Origin of the sequence: Aphanothece stagnina RSMan2012, assembly GCF_046764815.1 — a bacterium.
Classification (GTDB): domain Bacteria; phylum Cyanobacteriota; class Cyanobacteriia; order PCC-6307; family Cyanobiaceae; genus NIES-981.
This window is the reverse complement of record NZ_JBKOUC010000036.1, coordinates 1-15,470: the sequence shown is the minus strand read 5'-3', so window position 1 is coordinate 15,470 and position 15,470 is coordinate 1. Positions and strand designations below refer to the sequence as shown.

Annotated in this window: 13 protein-coding genes and 1 pseudogene; 9 read left to right on the top strand and 5 right to left on the bottom strand. The window is 68.4% G+C overall.

What is annotated here, in order from left to right; translation table 11 throughout:
- Window positions 1-110, bottom strand: a pseudogene (locus tag ACLNEE_RS15790) (photosystem II D2 protein (photosystem q(a) protein)); the annotation flags it as partial.
- 182 nt (window positions 111-292) lie between these two features.
- On the opposite strand from ACLNEE_RS15790, the gene ACLNEE_RS15785 reads away from it, so the two are divergent.
- Both ACLNEE_RS15785 and ACLNEE_RS15780 read left to right on the top strand, forming a co-directional pair.
- Window positions 293-832: a photosystem I assembly protein Ycf4 gene (locus ACLNEE_RS15785; RefSeq protein ID WP_411423333.1), complete on the top strand. Its 540-nt coding sequence runs from the start codon at window positions 293-295 to the stop codon at window positions 830-832.
- A gap of 94 nt (window positions 833-926) precedes the next feature.
- On the top strand, window positions 927-1,682 hold the full coding sequence (locus tag ACLNEE_RS15780; protein WP_412007333.1) for a peptidylprolyl isomerase: 756 nt from the start codon (window positions 927-929) through the stop codon (window positions 1,680-1,682).
- A gap of 87 nt (window positions 1,683-1,769) precedes the next feature.
- Here ACLNEE_RS15780 and ilvN read toward each other — a convergent pair whose 3' ends face one another.
- Both ilvN and ACLNEE_RS15770 read right to left on the bottom strand, forming a co-directional pair.
- Window positions 1,770-2,300, bottom strand: coding sequence for an acetolactate synthase small subunit (gene ilvN / locus ACLNEE_RS15775; protein WP_411423331.1), 531 nt, complete (start codon window positions 2,298-2,300; stop codon window positions 1,770-1,772).
- Window positions 2,297-3,325, bottom strand: a complete 1,029-nt coding sequence (locus tag ACLNEE_RS15770) for an alpha/beta fold hydrolase (protein WP_411423330.1) — start codon at window positions 3,323-3,325, stop codon at window positions 2,297-2,299. The genes ilvN and ACLNEE_RS15770 overlap by 4 nt, the downstream gene beginning before the upstream one ends.
- A 78-nt stretch (window positions 3,326-3,403) precedes the next feature.
- Here ACLNEE_RS15770 and ACLNEE_RS15765 point away from each other — a divergent pair, with 78 nt between their 5' ends.
- The 5 genes from ACLNEE_RS15765 to ACLNEE_RS15745 all read left to right on the top strand — a co-directional run bounded on the left by ACLNEE_RS15765 (window position 3,404) and on the right by ACLNEE_RS15745 (window position 9,175).
- On the top strand, window positions 3,404-6,487 hold the full coding sequence (locus ACLNEE_RS15765) for an HD domain-containing phosphohydrolase (protein WP_411423329.1): 3,084 nt from the start codon (window positions 3,404-3,406) through the stop codon (window positions 6,485-6,487).
- Between the two features lie 7 nt (window positions 6,488-6,494).
- Entirely contained in the window at window positions 6,495-7,706 is a 1,212-nt protein-coding gene (locus ACLNEE_RS15760) for a hypothetical protein (protein ID WP_411423328.1), read from the top strand.
- Between the two features lie 26 nt (window positions 7,707-7,732).
- A complete protein-coding gene (gene petM / locus ACLNEE_RS15755) occupies window positions 7,733-7,834 on the top strand; it encodes a cytochrome b6-f complex subunit PetM (protein WP_043369173.1) in 102 nt (33 codons plus the stop codon).
- Window positions 7,835-7,937: 103 nt separating this feature from the next.
- The gene (locus tag ACLNEE_RS15750; RefSeq protein WP_411423327.1) at window positions 7,938-8,900 is read left to right on the top strand and encodes an NAD(P)H-binding protein; all 963 of its coding nucleotides are present in this window, start codon (window positions 7,938-7,940) and stop codon (window positions 8,898-8,900) included.
- A gap of 56 nt (window positions 8,901-8,956) precedes the next feature.
- Entirely contained in the window at window positions 8,957-9,175 is a 219-nt protein-coding gene (locus ACLNEE_RS15745; protein WP_411423326.1) for a hypothetical protein, read from the top strand.
- Between the two features lie 216 nt (window positions 9,176-9,391).
- Here ACLNEE_RS15745 and ACLNEE_RS15740 read toward each other — a convergent pair whose 3' ends face one another.
- Complete coding sequence (locus tag ACLNEE_RS15740; RefSeq protein ID WP_411423325.1) at window positions 9,392-10,846, bottom strand: prolyl hydroxylase family protein; 1,455 nt, start codon at window positions 10,844-10,846, stop codon at window positions 9,392-9,394.
- A gap of 340 nt (window positions 10,847-11,186) precedes the next feature.
- Between ACLNEE_RS15740 and ACLNEE_RS15735 the strand changes: the two genes are divergently transcribed.
- Window positions 11,187-12,047 carry a right-handed parallel beta-helix repeat-containing protein gene (locus tag ACLNEE_RS15735; protein ID WP_412007332.1) on the top strand — a complete coding sequence of 287 codons (861 nt, stop codon included), beginning with the start codon at window positions 11,187-11,189 and terminating at the stop codon, window positions 12,045-12,047.
- Window positions 12,048-12,513: 466 nt separating this feature from the next.
- Entirely contained in the window at window positions 12,514-13,065 is a 552-nt protein-coding gene (locus ACLNEE_RS15730; protein ID WP_412007331.1) for a tellurite resistance TerB family protein, read from the top strand.
- A gap of 117 nt (window positions 13,066-13,182) precedes the next feature.
- Here the strand turns inward: ACLNEE_RS15730 and ACLNEE_RS15725 are convergent, their stop codons facing one another.
- Window positions 13,183-15,372 (bottom strand): protein kinase domain-containing protein, encoded by a 2,190-nt coding sequence (locus ACLNEE_RS15725; protein ID WP_411423321.1) that lies wholly within the window; start codon window positions 15,370-15,372, stop codon window positions 13,183-13,185.
- Between the last annotated feature and the right edge of the window lie 98 nt (window positions 15,373-15,470).

Genomic DNA, 15,470 nt, shown 5'->3' with positions numbered 1-15,470 from the left:
AACAGCAGCAGGCCGGACCACCCCACAAATACGAAGCGGTCGCGCTTGAGCCAGTCATCGAGGACGTCGAACCATCCCCGCTGCGGCAGGCGCCCTACAGCGATCGTCATGGAGGAAGCGGAATACCGGGCGATGGTAACAATCTTCGTGGGGATCGCGGGGCGGCTTGCAACGGGCTGAAACCCCTTGTCGCAACTGGCTTTTAAGTATTTCTTCCGATCCATTGGGGGCGCGGCGGCGGGGCGGGGCTCGCCAGGCGCCAAGATGGGCCCCGACCACCCCCTTGCCCTGGATGCCCCCCTCCGACGTGCTCGAGCAGCCCGTGCTCGGCTCTCGCCGCCCCTCCAACCTGGTGATGGCCGTGGTGGTGACCCTCGGTGGCGTCGGTTTCCTGCTCACCAGCCTCTCGAGCTATCTCGGGACCGACCTGCTGCCGGTGGGTCACCCGGCCGAGCTGATCTGGGTTCCCCAGGGGCTCGTCATGGGGCTGTACGGCCTGGCGGCGCTGCTGCTGGCCAGCTACCTGTGGGCCGTGATCGGCCTGGACGTGGGTGCCGGCAGCAACCGCTTCGACCGCTCGGCCGGGTCCGCCATGATCCGGCGCCGGGCCTTTCGCCAGACCATCGACGTGGAGATTCCCCTGCGGGACATTCAGGCCGTGAAGGTCGAGGTGCGGGATGGACTCAACCCACGTCGGCGCCTGGCGCTGAAGGTGCAGGGCCGGCGCGACATGCCCCTGACCCGGGTGGGTGAGCCAATGCCCCTGGCCGATCTCGAGCAGGCCGGTGCCCAGCTGGCCCGCTTCCTCGGTGTACCGCTGGAGGGTGTCTGAAGCGATGGCGAATGAAGCGATGGCGAAAACCTTCTTTTCATCCGGGTTGCTCTCCTCTCGGTTCCCTTCCTCCCGGCTCCCATCCGCCACGGCTGTGACCCCCGCCGAGGTCCCCACGGGGCAGCGAGGCTCGGCTCTGCGCTCCCTGGCGACCCGGCTGTTGCTGGGCAGCCTGCTGCTTCTCTCCCCGCTGCTGGTGGTGTCCTGTACCGCCAACGGGGGACCCAGCCGCCAGTCCCTGGGCTGTGCCACCGCCGCCACACCGTGCCTGAGCGGGCCGGCCACCGTGGCGATGCAGACGACCCGGGGCGAGGTGCAGTTCCAGCTCGATGGCCGTGCGGCCCCGCTCACGGCGGGCAACTTCGTCGATCTGGTGAAGCGCGGCGCCTACAACGGAACCGTGTTCCACCGGGTGGTTCGCGAACCCACCGCCTTCGTGGTGCAGGGCGGCGATCCGCTCAGTGCCAACCCGGTGGTCCCACCGACGCAGTACGGCACGGGGAACTTCATCGACCCCTCCACCGCCGAAGCCCGTCTGATTCCGCTGGAGATCAAACTCACCGACGAGGCCAAGCCCCGCTACGGCGAACCGATCACGGCCCCGGGAGTGACCCGTCAGCTGGACCTCCCCCACCAGCGTGGTGCCCTGGCCATGGCCCGTTCCAACGATCCGAATTCGGCCAGCGCCCAGTTCTATGTGGCCCTCCAGGCGCTGCCGGAACTGGATGGCCGCTACGCCGTCTTCGGGCGTGTCAGCCAGGGGATGGAGGTGATCGATCGGATCCAGCAGGGCGACAAGATCATCAAGGCCACGCTGGTCTCCGGCGGCAAGCTGGTGCAGGGAGACTGAGGCCACCGGGGGGCGTCGTCGCCGGCGCCCTCGGCAGCCTCGCAACAGTCCAGGGAAACAGTCCCGGGGAGCAGTCCCGCGCAACAGTCAGGCCGGAACGCGCTTGTTCGAAGCCGTCACCTTGAGGAACGCCGTGTTCACCCCGGAGGCCCGCTCCAGGGCCACCTTGCCGGTGCGGGCGATCTCGAGAATCCCGTAGGGCTCCATCACCTGTTCGAGGGCGACGAGCTTGCCCGGATCCCCCACCACCTCGAGGATCAGGGCGTCGTCGGCCACATCCACGACGTTGGCCCGGAACACCTGCACCAGATCGAGGATGGCGCTGCGGGTCTCGGCGGGAGCGGAGACCTTGAGCAGCATCAGTTCCCGCTCCACTGAGGGGATCTGGGACAGGTCGATCACGCCGAGCACGTTGATCAGCTTGTCGAGCTGCTTGGTCATCTGGCCGAGGGTGCGGTCGTCACCCTCCACCACCATGGTGAGGCGGGACATGCCGCCCCGTTCGGCGGGTCCCACGGCGAGGCTCTCGATGTTGAAGCCCCGCCGGGCGAACAGGCCGGAGATGCGGCTCAGGGCACCCGATTCGTCTTCCACCAGCACCGAAAGGGTGTGCTTCATGGCTTGGGGATCGGGCCTGGCGAATCCGACCAAATTACCGGTCGGCCCCTGCCGGCGGCCGGCGGCGTTGCCGCGAGCCAGGCGAGCAGGGTGGCGTTGAACTGCTCGGGGAGCTCGTCGTGGGGGCAGTGGCCGCAGTGGTCCAGCCCCACCAGGGGCAGGTCGGGGCGGAGCCTGTGGATCTGTTCGGCCACCTGCACCGGCACCAGCTGGTCACGCAGGCCCCAGATCAGCAGCAGGGGGCGCCGCAGCCGCTGCAGCAGGGTGGGGGCCGTGGCCGCGTGGGGACGCAGGGCCATGGCGATGCTCATGGCCCGCAGGGACCGCACCGCTCCGGGCCGGCGGGCGGGATGGGCGATCAGGCGATGCAGCTCCTGGTCGCCGATCACCGGGGTGGCGTAGGCCGACTGGATGCCCAGCGCCAGCAGGGGGGAGTGGGCCAGCAGGGGCACCAGCAGCTCAAGGGGCAGCAGGCGGCAGAGCACGATCACCCCCCAGCGTTTCAGGCGCCGCCGCCAGGGGCGCCGTCGGGGGGGCCAGGGCCTTGGCCCCAGCAACAGCGCCGGATCCGGCAGGGGGGCCGCCACCACGGCGCCCACCCAGGCCGGGAAGAGCGTGGCGCAGGTCAGGGCCACCAGGCCCCCCAGCGAGTGCCCCACCAGCACCGCCGGACTGCCCACGACCTCCGCGAGGAATCCCTGCACCTGCCGGGCCCATAGCCTGTTGTCGAGCCGGCGCCGGCGGTGCGCTCCAGGCTGGTCGGAGGCGCCGAAACCGATCAGATCCACGGCGTAGACGGACCAGCCCGCGGCGGCGAGGGCCCCGGCATTGTGCCGCCAGTGGCCACTCCCCGCGCCGAACCCATGCAGGAGCACCACGCTGCCGCAGGGGTTCGCCCCAGCTTCCCCAGCGGGCAGATGGCGCCAGTGCACGGCCAGGCCCTGCCAGATCCAGGTGCTGTGCTTGCCCCAGTCGACCCCGTCATCGCGGCTTGGGTCCCTGCCTTGGGGAGATGTGAGAAGCATCGTGGGCTTGGCAGGACCGGACGTTCTCGGGCTGGATCAGCCTGGTTACGTTGACCGTAGGTGTTCTTGGAACCGCCGATGGCACGGGGGCCGGCCCATCGGCGGCTGCGGGGAAGCTGGATCCGGCGGGCCGGCAGGGTCCGCTTCAGCGTCGGCCTCTCGATGCTGTTCATTCCGGTGGTGCTGGTCACCGGTCTCACGGTGGCGATGGGGGCCTACGAACGGGCCCGGCGTCTGGTCGTCAAGGGGAACGCGGACTTGATGGAGGTGCTGATCAGCCGCGAGATCCTGCAGCTGCAGAAGGAACTCCGCTTCGATCTGATCGAGGACTACCTGGGGCGCCTGGCCAACTCCCCCGTGCTGGCGCGCTCCCGCCGCTTGTCCCTCGACGGCGAGGAGCAGCGCCGAGCTTCCAGCGTGCTCAAGCTTGCCCTGGACGCCACCCCATCGGTGCAGGCGTACTACGTGGGAACCGCGGCGGGCGAACGGTTCCTGATGCGACGTCTGCGGGCGGATGCCGATCGCCGGGTCTTCGACGCCACGCCGGAAACCGCCTATGTGCTCCAGACCACCTCGCGGCCCGAGGGCCGTGCGGGCATCACGGCACGCAGGATCCTGCTGGATGCGCGGCTGCGAACGATCCGATCGGAACCCGATCCGCTCGCGGTGGCCTATGACCCCCGCGAGCGGGACTGGTTCCGTCGCGCCCTTCGCAGCGAGGGCCCCATCGTCACGGGGATCTACCGCTACGCCACCACCGGAGAGCCGGGCTTCACCCTGGCCCAGCGCAGTGCGGATGGGCGTTTCGTGGCCGCCGCCGATGTGCCCCTGTCCCAGACCCAGTCGTTGCTCAACGGGGTGCGGGCTGCCCTCGATGCCTATGCCGATGTGGAAGTGGCCCTGGTCACGGCCACGGGAGGCGTGGTGGCCCATGCCGGCCAGTCCCCCAGGCCCGTGGCCCTCTCGGATCGCCCCCGGCGCATCCATGAATTCCCGACGCCGGTGATGCGGGCCCTGTCGAGGCGCTTCGGCGAACTGAGCGCGGTTGCCGCGCGGTCCGAGCCGCTGGTGCCGGCCCAGGTGACGGTCGATGGGCGTGTCTGGGAGGTGGCGGTGGCCCTTGGCCCGGAGTTGGCGGTGAGTGGCCTGCGCACCTTCCTGTTGATCGCCATTCCCCGGGATCAGCTGTTGGCCGACGCGCGCGAACTGCGGCGCCAGTCGTTCTTCTCCAGCCTGCTGGTGCTGGGGCTGGCCATCCCCCTGGTGCTGCTGATCGCCCGCCTGGTGAGCCGGTCGTTGAGGACCCTGGCGAACGAAGCCGATGCGGTGCGGCGCTTCGATTTCTCGGGGCCACGGACGGTCTGGCCGCTGGTGCGCGAGGTGGATGAGCTCGCCGGCGCGATGGACGCCATGAAGGGCACGATCCGGCGGTTCCTGGCGGTGAGCGCGGCCATCGCGGCGGAGCCCAACCTCGACCGGCTGATGGACACGATCCTGAAGGAGTCGATCGCCAACAGCGCCGCCCAGGGCAGCGCCCTCTTCCTGATGGAGCAGAGCGAGGGCCGGACGGGCGGAGCCCAGCCGGCCCCGCTCCTGAAGCTCGCCCTCGCCCGCAATGCCGCCGGCCAGGCCCTGACGCTGGGAGAGGCTCAGGTGGAGGAGGAGCACCTGGCCTTGAGCGGGATTCTGCCGTCCGCTCCGGACACCCTGCAGGCCTCCCCAGGCCGGGCCGTCGTGGGCCGGGCCATGGCGGAGGGAACCGAGCTGGAGAAGCTCCTGGTGGCATGGCTGGGCCAGGCTGCGGTGCCCTACGTCGCCGTGCCCCTGCTCAGCCGGGCAGAGGAACCACTCGGTCTGCTGCTGCTCTGGTTCGAGCAGCCGCCCGATCCCGCCCGGGTGGCCTTCGTGGAGGCGTTCTCCAGCAACGCCGCCGTGACCCTGGAAACCCGGCGCCTGATCGGGGCCCAGAAACGGCTGTTCGAGGCCTTCATCGAACTGATCGCCGGCTCGATCGATGCGAAGAGTCCCTACACCGGCGGGCACTGCAAACGGGTGCCCGAGCTGACCCGGATGCTGGCCGAAGCCGCCTGTGAGGCCCACGAGGGCCCCTTCGCGCGCTTCAGCCTCTCCGAGGAGCGCTGGGAAGCGGTGCATGTCGCCGCCTGGCTGCATGACTGCGGCAAGGTGGTCACCCCTGAGTATGTGGTCGACAAGGCCACCAAGCTGGAGACCCTGTACGACCGGATCCACGAGGTGCGGATGCGCTTCGAGGTGCTCAAACGCGACGCCTGGATCCGCTACCACGAGCAGCGGCAGCTCTGGCTGGCGACCGACCTGGAGGCGACCGAGCGGGAGGCTGAACTGGCCGCCGAACGGGATGCCGAGCTGGCCCGACTCGACGCTGATTTCGCCTTCGTGGCCTCCTGCAACCAGGGGGGGGAGTTCCTTGCCGAGGAGGCCATCGAGCGGTTGCAGGCCATCGCCCGATACACCTGGCTGCGCACCCTCGATGACCGGCTCGGGGTGTCCCAGGAGGAACGGCGCCGCATGGAGCAGGAGCCCTCCCCAACCCTGCCGGTGCTGGAGCCGCTGCTGGCAGACCGTCCGGAGCACCGCATCCCACGGCCCGAGGCGGATCGCTTTGATCCGGACAATCCCTGGGGCATCACCCTGCAGCCTCCCGAGTGGCTCTACGACCGCGGGGAGCTCCACAACCTCACGATCCAGAAGGGAACCCTCACGCCGGAGGAGCGCTACAAGATCAACGAGCACATCGTCCACACGATCCGGATGCTCTCGGCGCTGCCTTTTCCGCACCACATGAAGGATGTGCCGGAGCTGGCGGGCGGGCACCACGAGACGCTGATCGGCACGGGCTATCCCCGCAGCCTGCGCCGCGATCAGATGAGTGACATCGCCCGGATGATGGCGATCGCCGACATCTTCGAGGCCCTCACCGCCGCCGACCGCCCCTACAAGCCGCCCAAGACGCTCTCCCAGGCCCTGCGGATCATGGCCTTCATGCGCCAGGACCAGCACATCGACCCCGATCTGTTTGCGCTGTTCATTCGCTCCGGCGTCTACCGCCGCTATGCCGAGCAGTTCCTGGCCCCCGAGCAGCTCGACGCCGTGGACGAGCAGGCCCTGCTGGCCGGTGCCTGAAGCCCCGGTGACCCGCCCGCCCGCGCACGGGATGCTGGAGGAGGGCCTGGCCCGCTTTGACCCCGGTGGGGGCTTCTTTCGCCCGGCCTCCCGTCCCGGCCGTGACCTCGGGGTGCTGCTGCTCCGCACCCTGGCCAGCGGCGGCGAGCGGCGGGTGCTCGACCTGATGGCCGGCTGCGGCGTGCGGGCCCTGCGCTACGGCCTCGAAGCGGGGGCCACGGCGGTGTGGGCCAACGATGCCGACCCGGAGCGACTGCCCCTCCTGCAGGAGAATCTGGCCGCGTTGCCGGCCGGGGTGGCCCAGCGCCGCAGCGCCTGCCAGGCCCATCGGCTGCTGGCCGACTGCCTGCTGCGGCAGGAGCGCTTCGAGCTGGTGGACCTCGATGCGTTCGGCTGTCCGACGGCCCTGGTGCCCCTGGCCCTGGAGGTGCTCGCCTTCGACGGGGTGCTCTATCTGGCCAGCACCGATGGCCGCTCCCCCACAGGCCATGACCGCCCTGCCGCCATCCGCTCCCTGGGTGCCGCCGCCCGGGCCCATCCCGCCAGCTGGGAGCTCGCCCTGCGGCTGCAGATCGGGGTGGTGGCCCGCGCTGCCTGGGCCCTGGGGCGCGGCATCCGGCCCCTGTTCAGCTTCAGTGAGGGCCGCACCTTCCGCACGGCCATCCAGCTGCGGCGCAAACCCGCGGCCCGTGAGGAGGCGCAGCTGGGGCTGCTGGCCCATTGCCACGGCTGCGGCGAGCAGTGGACCCAGAGCCTGCTGCAGCTGCGGCGCTGGCCCCCCTGCCGCTGTGGAGAGCCCCAGGGACCACCCCAGGAAAAGCCCCGCCCGGGGGCGCCCTGCCCCGCCCTGGCTGTCTCCGGCCCCCTCTGGCTCGGCCCCCTGCAGGATCCGAGCCGGCTGGCCTCCATGGCGGCAGTGGAGTCTGCGGCAGTGGAGGCCGGTTCCGTGCCCAGCCTGGGGCAAGCTGGCACCCGGCTCTGGCATGCCCTCCACCGTGATGCGGGGGTGCCTGCCCGCTGCTGGACCGCGGGCGACCTGGGCCGCCATCTCGGGGGAGGCCCCCCGCGGCTGGAAGCCCTGGTGGCCGCCCTGCGCCTGGACGGCTGGACCGCCGGGCTGGGCGGCGTGATGGCCGGCACCTTTCGCAGTGACGCACCCTGGCCGCGCATCCTGGAGCTGGCGGCCAGGGGCACGGCCGCGGACCCGGCGGCGCGCTAAAACGGTGCGCGTCACGGCAACCGTTCATGGCCTCTGAGATCTTCGGCATCGCCGCCCTGTTCTGGGTGCTGATCCCCGTCGGCCTGGCCGGCGGTGCCCTGCTGCTCCGCTTCGCCGACAAGGACTGAGCCTCCGGGACCTTCCGGTCGGCACCCCCGGCGCGCCGCCTGTCGTGACGGTCTCGCCGGCGACAGTCGCACCCCTAGGCTCATTTCCGATCGAGCGAAGGGCATGCAGGTACTGGTCGTCGGCGGAACGGGGACCCTGGGCCGCCAGATCGCCCGCCGGGCCCTCGATGCCGGTCACCACGTCCGCTGCATGGTCCGCTCGCCGCGCAAGGCGGCCTTCCTCCAGGAATGGGGCTGTGAACTCACCCGGGGTGACCTGCTCGAGCCCGACAGCCTCGACTACGCCCTCGAGGGCCAGGAAGCCGTGATCGATGCGGCCACGGCCCGCGCCACCGATCCGGGCAGTGCCTACGACATCGACTGGACGGGCAAGCAGAACCTCTTCGCCGCCTGTCAACGGGCCGGCGTGCGGCGGTTCATCTTCGTCTCCCTGCTGGATGCGGCCCGGCACAGGGATGTCCCCCTCATGGACATCAAGGCCTGTACGGAGGAATGGCTCGAGGCCTCCGACTTCGACTACACGATCCTGCGGGGCGTGGCCTTCATGCAGGGACTGATCAGCCAGTTCGCCATTCCCGTGCTGGAGGGGCAGACCGTGTGGGTGAGCGGTTCCCCCACCCCGATCGCCTACATGAACACCCAGGACATGGCGCGGTTTGCCGTCGCGGCGCTGGAGCGGCCCCAGACGGTGCGCCGCGCCTTCCCGGTGGTGGGGCCCCGGGCCTGGACCACCGGTGAGATCACCCAGCTCTGCGAGCGCTACACGGGCAAGGATGCCCGCGTCTTCCGGGTTCCTCCGGCCCTGCTGCAACTGATGCGCAGCGTGACCGGTTTCTTCGAGGCCAGCCTGAATGTGGCGGAGCGGCTCGCCTTCGACGCGGTCACCGGCGGTGGCGTGCGCCTGGACGCACCGATGGAGGAAAGCTATGGGGCCTTCGGTCTGGATCCAGGCGAAACCACCAGCCTGGAGGACTATCTCAAGGAGTACTACGACACCATCCTGCGGCGGCTGCGGGAGATGGAAGCGGATCTCGACAAGGATGCCAAGAAGAAACTCCCCTTCTGAGCCTGGGGCCTGCTCCCTGGTTCGTCTGTACTATGGCCGCCTGATGCCCGGTGCTGATGTCGGTTGCCCAGATCAAGAACCTGCAGCGACGCCTGGCCGTCCTCGAGAGTGAGGCCACGGACGAACTCAACCGCGCCTGTGGCCACGAGCTCTGGCAGAGCCTCGGCTTCGACGCCCTCGATGGCCTCGAGGATGCCGATCGCCGCGCCCGGGCCAACTACTACTACGGGCAGCTGCAGACGGCGCGGGAACTGAAAACCAGTCTGGGACAGTGATCGCAGGGATCCTTGGGGTTGGAGCCGGTGATCCAGTCGTTCGCCGCCCTGTTACCCCGTGGCAGTGGGTGCCAAGCGGTGCAACATGACCAGGGCCTGATGGAGCGATCCCTTGCCCCCGGTGGATACCCGGGCCGGCCCTCGCCAACGCAGGAGGGGGCGTCCAAGCTTGGCAACCATGGGTGGCTTCAGAACGGCTGAGCCTGGAGTCGTGGCTCAACCGTTGCGACCCTGCTCTGCCCGAAACCACTTGGTGATCACCCACTTGCTTCCCTCAAGCACAGGCATCGCCTCGTGCAGGGTGAAGGGATTCGGGGTGCCGTCGGCCATCAGGTTGTTCCAGGCCAGGGCCAGGCCCTGCACCGGCGTGAAGCAACGCCCCAGTCGCTTGAAGCAGGTCTGCCCGCCGCGGGCCACGGTGTTGAGGTAGATCATCACTGTCCAGGTGCGCTGGCCGCCGGGGTTGGAGTGGGTGGCGAACTCCTCGGTGCCGGGGGCGAACCAGTCGGTGTGCTCCTTGAAGTACTGACCGGGGTCATAGCGCTGGCCCTGCAGGGGCTCTGAAAAGCTCGCGTCCACCCCCAGCAGATCCGCCAGCAGCTGATCGACCCGCACGGCCAGGTCGCTGCCGCGCAGGTGGCAGGTGCGGCTGGTTCGGTAGTGGCTGTCGCCGCGGGTCACCGTGGAGGGCATCAGCTGCCCATCGATCGCTGCCATCAGGGCCTCACAGTCGTTGGGGCTGAGCAGGTCTGGCACTTCGTACACCTGGGCCAGCGGTGTATCCAGCCGCCAGGCGCGGGGACGATGCTCCGGACGGGTGAGCGGCGCCTCGAACCACTGCAGCCAGCCGGGGCAGCTGGCCTGGGCCGGCACCTGCACAAGATCGAGCACCGCTTCGATGGCGGCGCGTGTGAAACCACCCTGCTGCTCAGCCCGCACCATCATCCCCTCGCGCTGGCAGCCCCGTTCGCGGTTGTGCAGCAGCCACTCCTGCCACATGGCGGGGATGGTGCCAATCAGGGCCAACCGGCGCATATCGGCCTCGGCCTCCTCCAGGCTGGCGTACTTGCAGCGCATGCCTCGATACGGAGCTGGATTCCACTGGCGCGGCCGCCAGTGGAGGTACATGTTGCGGTAGTACTCCCCGATGAAGGGCTGACTGCGGGAGTGAGGGCACAGGCTCTCGTAGAAGAGCATCGTCCCCGGCTCAAAGGTCAGGGCATGGCGGTGGCCGTCGTGGTCGATGAAGTCGAGCGGCCAGGGCTGGTCGGAGCGATCGGCCACATGAACGATGCAGCTGATCACATGCGTGTCGACGCGATCACGGTGCACGTGCAGCACCGAACCAGGCCCATAGCTGCGGATGCCATGGCCCCAGCTGCGCTCGAGCGCACAACCGGCCCAGGCCTCGACCAGTGGCGTGAGCGTGGCGTAGGCCAATTCCATCAGCTCCGCGCTGATCGGCCCATGCTCGAGCTGGGGACGGGCCTGATGCACCGAGGAGATCCCACGCACGACGGAGGCGCCGTACGCCTCGTCGGGCTCGCTGGCGTCCAGCACCGGCTCGAACGCCAGCGACGCGACTTCGCGCTCCAGGGCCTCCTGCAAGGCGGGCGGCGTCGGCCGCAGCTCAAACGGCACGGCCGCGAATCGCGGCAGGGCGACAGACACAACGAACTCCAAGTGGGGCTGAGGTGTGTTTTCTCACCAGGTCATTCAACGCTCAGCCGCCGCCTCTGGCACTGTGGGGTTCCCCGCAGTCGCCAGAGGAGAGGTGATCAGGAAGGCCCTGAACAGAGTGGGAATCACGGCTGAGCAGTGAGGCTGACCCGTGAGGCTGACCCGTGGCCCGGATCACGCTGGGCCGGCGTGCCGATGGCAGCAGGCGGGCTCAGGGCCAGGACCCATGGCAGGGCTGGTTGCAACTCGCGGGGGATCCGCCGACGGCCAGGCTGCCTGGAGGCGGCGCCCAATCCACAGCGCAACCCGGCCTCGCGATCACGACAGAGCCATGCCCATCCTGCTCTGCTTGGCGGTGCTGCTGGCCGTGGTGCTCGGGTGTCAGCAGCGTGCCAGCTCCCCCCACCTCGAGAAGCAGGTCGTCAGGATCAGGAAGGCCGGCATGGTCATCGACTGCGGCGGGAAGGACTTCGCCCAAGGCAGGATCACGGAGATCCAGGTCTTTGCCGACGACGTGAAGATCCGCAACTGTGTCATCACCGGCTCCGTCCGCACCATCGGCCTGGGACGGGTGGGCGAGTCCGAGGATCTCCGCCGCTCCAGCTACTCCCAGGGGCACACCAGGCGTGCCCAGGCCCAGGCTCCGAAGAACCTGCGGGTGGACAGGGTCAGGTTCAATCTGGTGGGTCTGCCGGGCGTGTACCTGGGGCCCGGTACCACCTCCGCCTCCGTCACGCGGTCCATCCTTGCGGGTCAATCCAACAGCTTTGTCATCTACCTGGATGCAGAGTCTGCCCACAACAGGATTGTGGGCAACACGTTCCGTGTACAGAGCCAGCGCGAACAGATCGCCGTGGACGGCTCTGCTTACAACATCATCCAGGACAACGTGTTTCACGCTGTCCGGAGGGGTGGGATCCACCTGTATCGCAACTGTGGAGAGGGAGGCACGATCCGTCACCAGTCGCCCAGCTACAACCGGATCATCAACAACAAGTTCCCCAATTCGGAGAATGGCAGGCTGGTGGTGGTGAACAGCCGCAGCGGCAACAGACGCTACTGCGCCCAGGACAAGGGCTATCCCTATGGCAGCTCTGCAGACGACAGGGACCGTGGGGTAGGCAATGACCTCTCCGGCAACGAGGACCCAACCCGTCCCCCATCCCGCCACGACATCATCAACAAGAGCTGACATGTAGAGCGGAGGAGGGTGGTCTCACCCCCTGGCAGCGCTGACGCCGTGGAGAGAAAGAAGATCGTTGCCAATGGGTGGATTGCGGTGGCAGATTCAATCAGGTCTTGCAACGGGTTTGAGGAGGCCTTCCGTGCGGCTTGTGTTGCATTCCCTGAGCTTGGCCGCTGTGGAACCGATGGCAGCTGCTCGCTTTTTTGGCGCGATGCGGAGGGTTATGACCTGAAAATCTATCCCTTATGACCTGGACATCCATGCCTCCGAAGATGACCTGAAGGTTTATGGGCGGTATGCCTCTCCAGCTTTCTGCAAGGGCCGCTTGAAAGCCGCTGATTGGTGACCCGTTCAAGCCTCCCCGCGACCGATGTTGGCCCGAGGGCTGTGGTTCGCTCCAGCGGCCATGGGCTAGCGGGCCAGCGCCTGATGTCGATCAAGCTGCAGAATGAGGCCAGCTGCAGGGGGTTGGATGGACAACCGTCAACCTGATCTGTCCAGTCTCTGGGAGCAGAACCCCGAGGAGGGGTCGTCCTCCCAGCAGGCTCTGTTCCGCATCGTCTGCTGGGCTGCCTGGTCGGATGGCGATCTGGCGGCCCAGGAACGGGACTTGCTCGCCAAGGTCGTCGCTGGCCTCTTCCCGGATGAGGCCGACCAGCTGCAGGGAGAAGGTGCCGTCCAGGCGCTGGCCGAGTTCAGCCTGCTGACCCCCCGCCTGGAGAGCCTGGTGGAGGCGCTGCCTTCCCAGGCGGAACGCCAGCTTGCCGCGAAGCTGGTCTACGTGATGCTGCGTGCCCACCAACACGCCGGCGATGAGACCGCCGTCACGGCGGAGGAGCGGCATGCCTACCGCCGCCTGCTCGAGGTTCTCAAGCTGCCGGAAGCCCTGGTTGAGGAGGCTGAGCGTCAGGCGCGCAGCGAGCTTGCCAGCGGCATCTCCCCAACCGTTCTGTTGCAGCAGGCGCTTCGCCATCCCATGACGGCAGAAGACGCACCGCCCTCCTCAAGCCCATTGGCTCTGTAGGGCGACCGGGTTCCTGCCGCTCGGCTGTTCCCGCTGAGCAGGGTTGTCCGGGCACCGTTGCACGGCGCCCATTTCAGAGCTGGGCCTTGCAGCGATGAGCTTTGCAGCGATGAGCCTTCAGGGCAGGCCGATGGCACCCCAGCGACGGCGGAGTTCTGCCAGCGTCGACGGCTCGACTCCGTAGCCCTCGAGGGCCCGGATCAGGGCCTCGGGCCGCTCCTCCAGGGGCAGATCGGCCAGCGCGTCGAGCAGGGTGTTGCCGATCGGGCCGATCAGATCCACCACCGGTTCCCTGAGCTGGTGGTCCGTGGGTGCTGCGGGAGGCTTCGGCGCAGCCGGAGGCTGCACGGCCGGGGCTTTCGCCGTCGTCACGGGATCTGGCGTGGCGCTGGGACGGGTGCGTTCGGCCAGGGCGAGAATGTCTGCCACCAACGCGTCCGGCACGGCGGAGGCCAGCAGCATCCGGCGGGCGGCGGCTGGATCGCCCATCAGGGCGTCAAAGAGGCTGTCCGTGCAGAGCGCCTCGGCGATCGGACCCACCATCAGACTGAGCTGGTTCAGCATCTCGGCCCGCCAGGCTTCGACACGATCAGCGGATGGCGTCGAGACTGCCGCCATGGCCGGAGCCTCCCGGCGGTCTGGATCCGGCGGGGCGGCGGCTGGGGCGGAGACGGCGGTGGCGGAGACGGCGGTGGCAGGGTTGGCCTCTGCTGCTTCGCTGGAAGGGGGTTCCACCGATTCCTCCAGGGCCCGGTCCACGTCGGCGCGACCCAGGCCTGCCGCCACCAGCCGCTGCCGCAGCCCCTCCACCTCGCTGTTGGGAATGCTGGTGGGGCAGGTTTGCAGCAGCAACTCCACCACCGGGCCGTAGGTGGCTGCGAGCTGGCGCTCAAGCACAGCCTTGCGGATGGCGCCGCGGAGGTTGGGAAGGGGTGGCAGGGGAACGCGACGGAGGAGTTCCGGCTGCTCGGCGGAGGACGGTGACGGGGGCAGCGGTCGATCCAGCAGCTGCAGGGCATCCCTGGCGCTGGCCACCCGGTGGGCCAGGGATTCCTCGAGCATCGGAGACAGCCAGGCCACCACCTCCTGGTCCAGGTCATCCAGGCGCCAGCGGCCCTGATCCTGGTCGTAGAGCTCTTCAGGTGGCTGTCCGGTGTAGAGGGAGAGGCCCAGAACCCCGAGGGCGTAGAGATCGCCGGCTGGGGCGATGCTGCCGAACCGCGCCCGTTCCGGCGGGCTGAAGAAGGCACGGCCGGTTCGGGGCTCTCCCTCGACCGGGGCCCCGCTGGTCTGGGCCTTGAGCAGGTCGAAGTCGACCACGAACAGGGACCGGCCGTCCTCACCAGGGATCAGGTTGGAGGGGTGCAGGTCGCCATGGACGATGCCGGCGCCGTGGATGACCTCCAGCACCTCCAGCACATGGCGGAGCATCTCGGCGAGCCGTTGTTTGCGCCGCAGGAAATCGAGCGAGCCCTGCAGGGACGCCCCCGCGATGTATTCCTGCAGGAAGAGAAATGAACCCCGATGCGCGAAGCCGTCGACGAACCGCGGCAGGTGGGGATGACGGAGCCGATCGAGGCAGGCGGCCTCGATCTGGAGGGCATCGAGGTTGGTGGCATCGCAGGGGATCACCTTCAGCACGGCCCGGCGATCGCGGCTCGCTTCCCGCACCAGGAACGTGGTGGTGTGGGGGGAGAATCCGAGCGGGCGCTCGAGGCGGTAAGGCGTCTCGGAGAGGAGGCTCTCCACGTCGATCTCAGACTGGAGCTGGCCTCCTTGGCGGCCGATCAGATTCGGGGCTCCGATCGCGTACGTGATGACCGGAAGCGGCAGTCCCTTCAACTGCACGGGGCCGACCAGTTCGGCAAGGCGCTGGAAGCGTGGGTCAATCAGATCGAAGGTGGATTGCACGAATGCCACCCCATTGACTGGAGCGGTCGTCTGCAGACGCGAAGCCAGATGAACTCCCTGGCCAATGATGTCGTCACCATTCACATAGATCTCGCCGGTGTGGAGACCGAAGCGATGCTGCAGTGAATGATGGCCACGTCGGGTGATGCAGATCACCACATCCTCCACGAATTCCAGGGCCTGGGTGGGTGCGTCGAACGTGGCCAGGATTCCATCGCCAAGGCTTTTAACGAGGCTCCCGCCGTGGCGTTTGAGGATTTCGCCGATCATGGCGAGATCCTCCTTGATGCGCTGAATGGCAATCAGTTCATCGGCAAAAATCTGCGCAGATGAATCCACCACATCACTGAAAACAATCACCTTGAGGCGACGTTCCTGGCTGTTGGCCATGGTCATTCCCCTACCTTCTTCCCGAACACACGATGGGGTTGCCCATCGAGGGGCATGTCCCAGCTCTCCACACTCTCCACAATGGCTTTGAGGGGTTGAAGCTC

Excerpts from the sequence above, each read along its gene's own strand:
- ACLNEE_RS15730 (WP_412007331.1), top strand. The coding sequence starts at position 12,514 with ATGGACAACCGTCAACCTGATCTGTCCAGTCTCTGGGAGCAGAACCCC.
- ACLNEE_RS15745 (WP_411423326.1), top strand. The coding sequence starts at position 8,957 with ATGTCGGTTGCCCAGATCAAGAACCTGCAGCGACGCCTGGCCGTCCTC.
- ACLNEE_RS15725 (WP_411423321.1), bottom strand. The coding sequence starts at position 15,372 with ATGACCATGGCCAACAGCCAGGAACGTCGCCTCAAGGTGATTGTTTTC.
- ilvN (WP_411423331.1), bottom strand. The coding sequence starts at position 2,300 with ATGAAGCACACCCTTTCGGTGCTGGTGGAAGACGAATCGGGTGCCCTG.
- ACLNEE_RS15750 (WP_411423327.1), top strand. The coding sequence starts at position 7,938 with ATGCAGGTACTGGTCGTCGGCGGAACGGGGACCCTGGGCCGCCAGATC.
- petM (WP_043369173.1), top strand. The coding sequence starts at position 7,733 with ATGGCCTCTGAGATCTTCGGCATCGCCGCCCTGTTCTGGGTGCTGATC.
- ACLNEE_RS15765 (WP_411423329.1), top strand. The coding sequence starts at position 3,404 with ATGGCACGGGGGCCGGCCCATCGGCGGCTGCGGGGAAGCTGGATCCGG.
- ACLNEE_RS15735 (WP_412007332.1), top strand. The coding sequence starts at position 11,187 with ATGCCCATCCTGCTCTGCTTGGCGGTGCTGCTGGCCGTGGTGCTCGGG.
- ACLNEE_RS15770 (WP_411423330.1), bottom strand. The coding sequence starts at position 3,325 with ATGCTTCTCACATCTCCCCAAGGCAGGGACCCAAGCCGCGATGACGGG.
- ACLNEE_RS15785 (WP_411423333.1), top strand. The coding sequence starts at position 293 with ATGCCCCCCTCCGACGTGCTCGAGCAGCCCGTGCTCGGCTCTCGCCGC.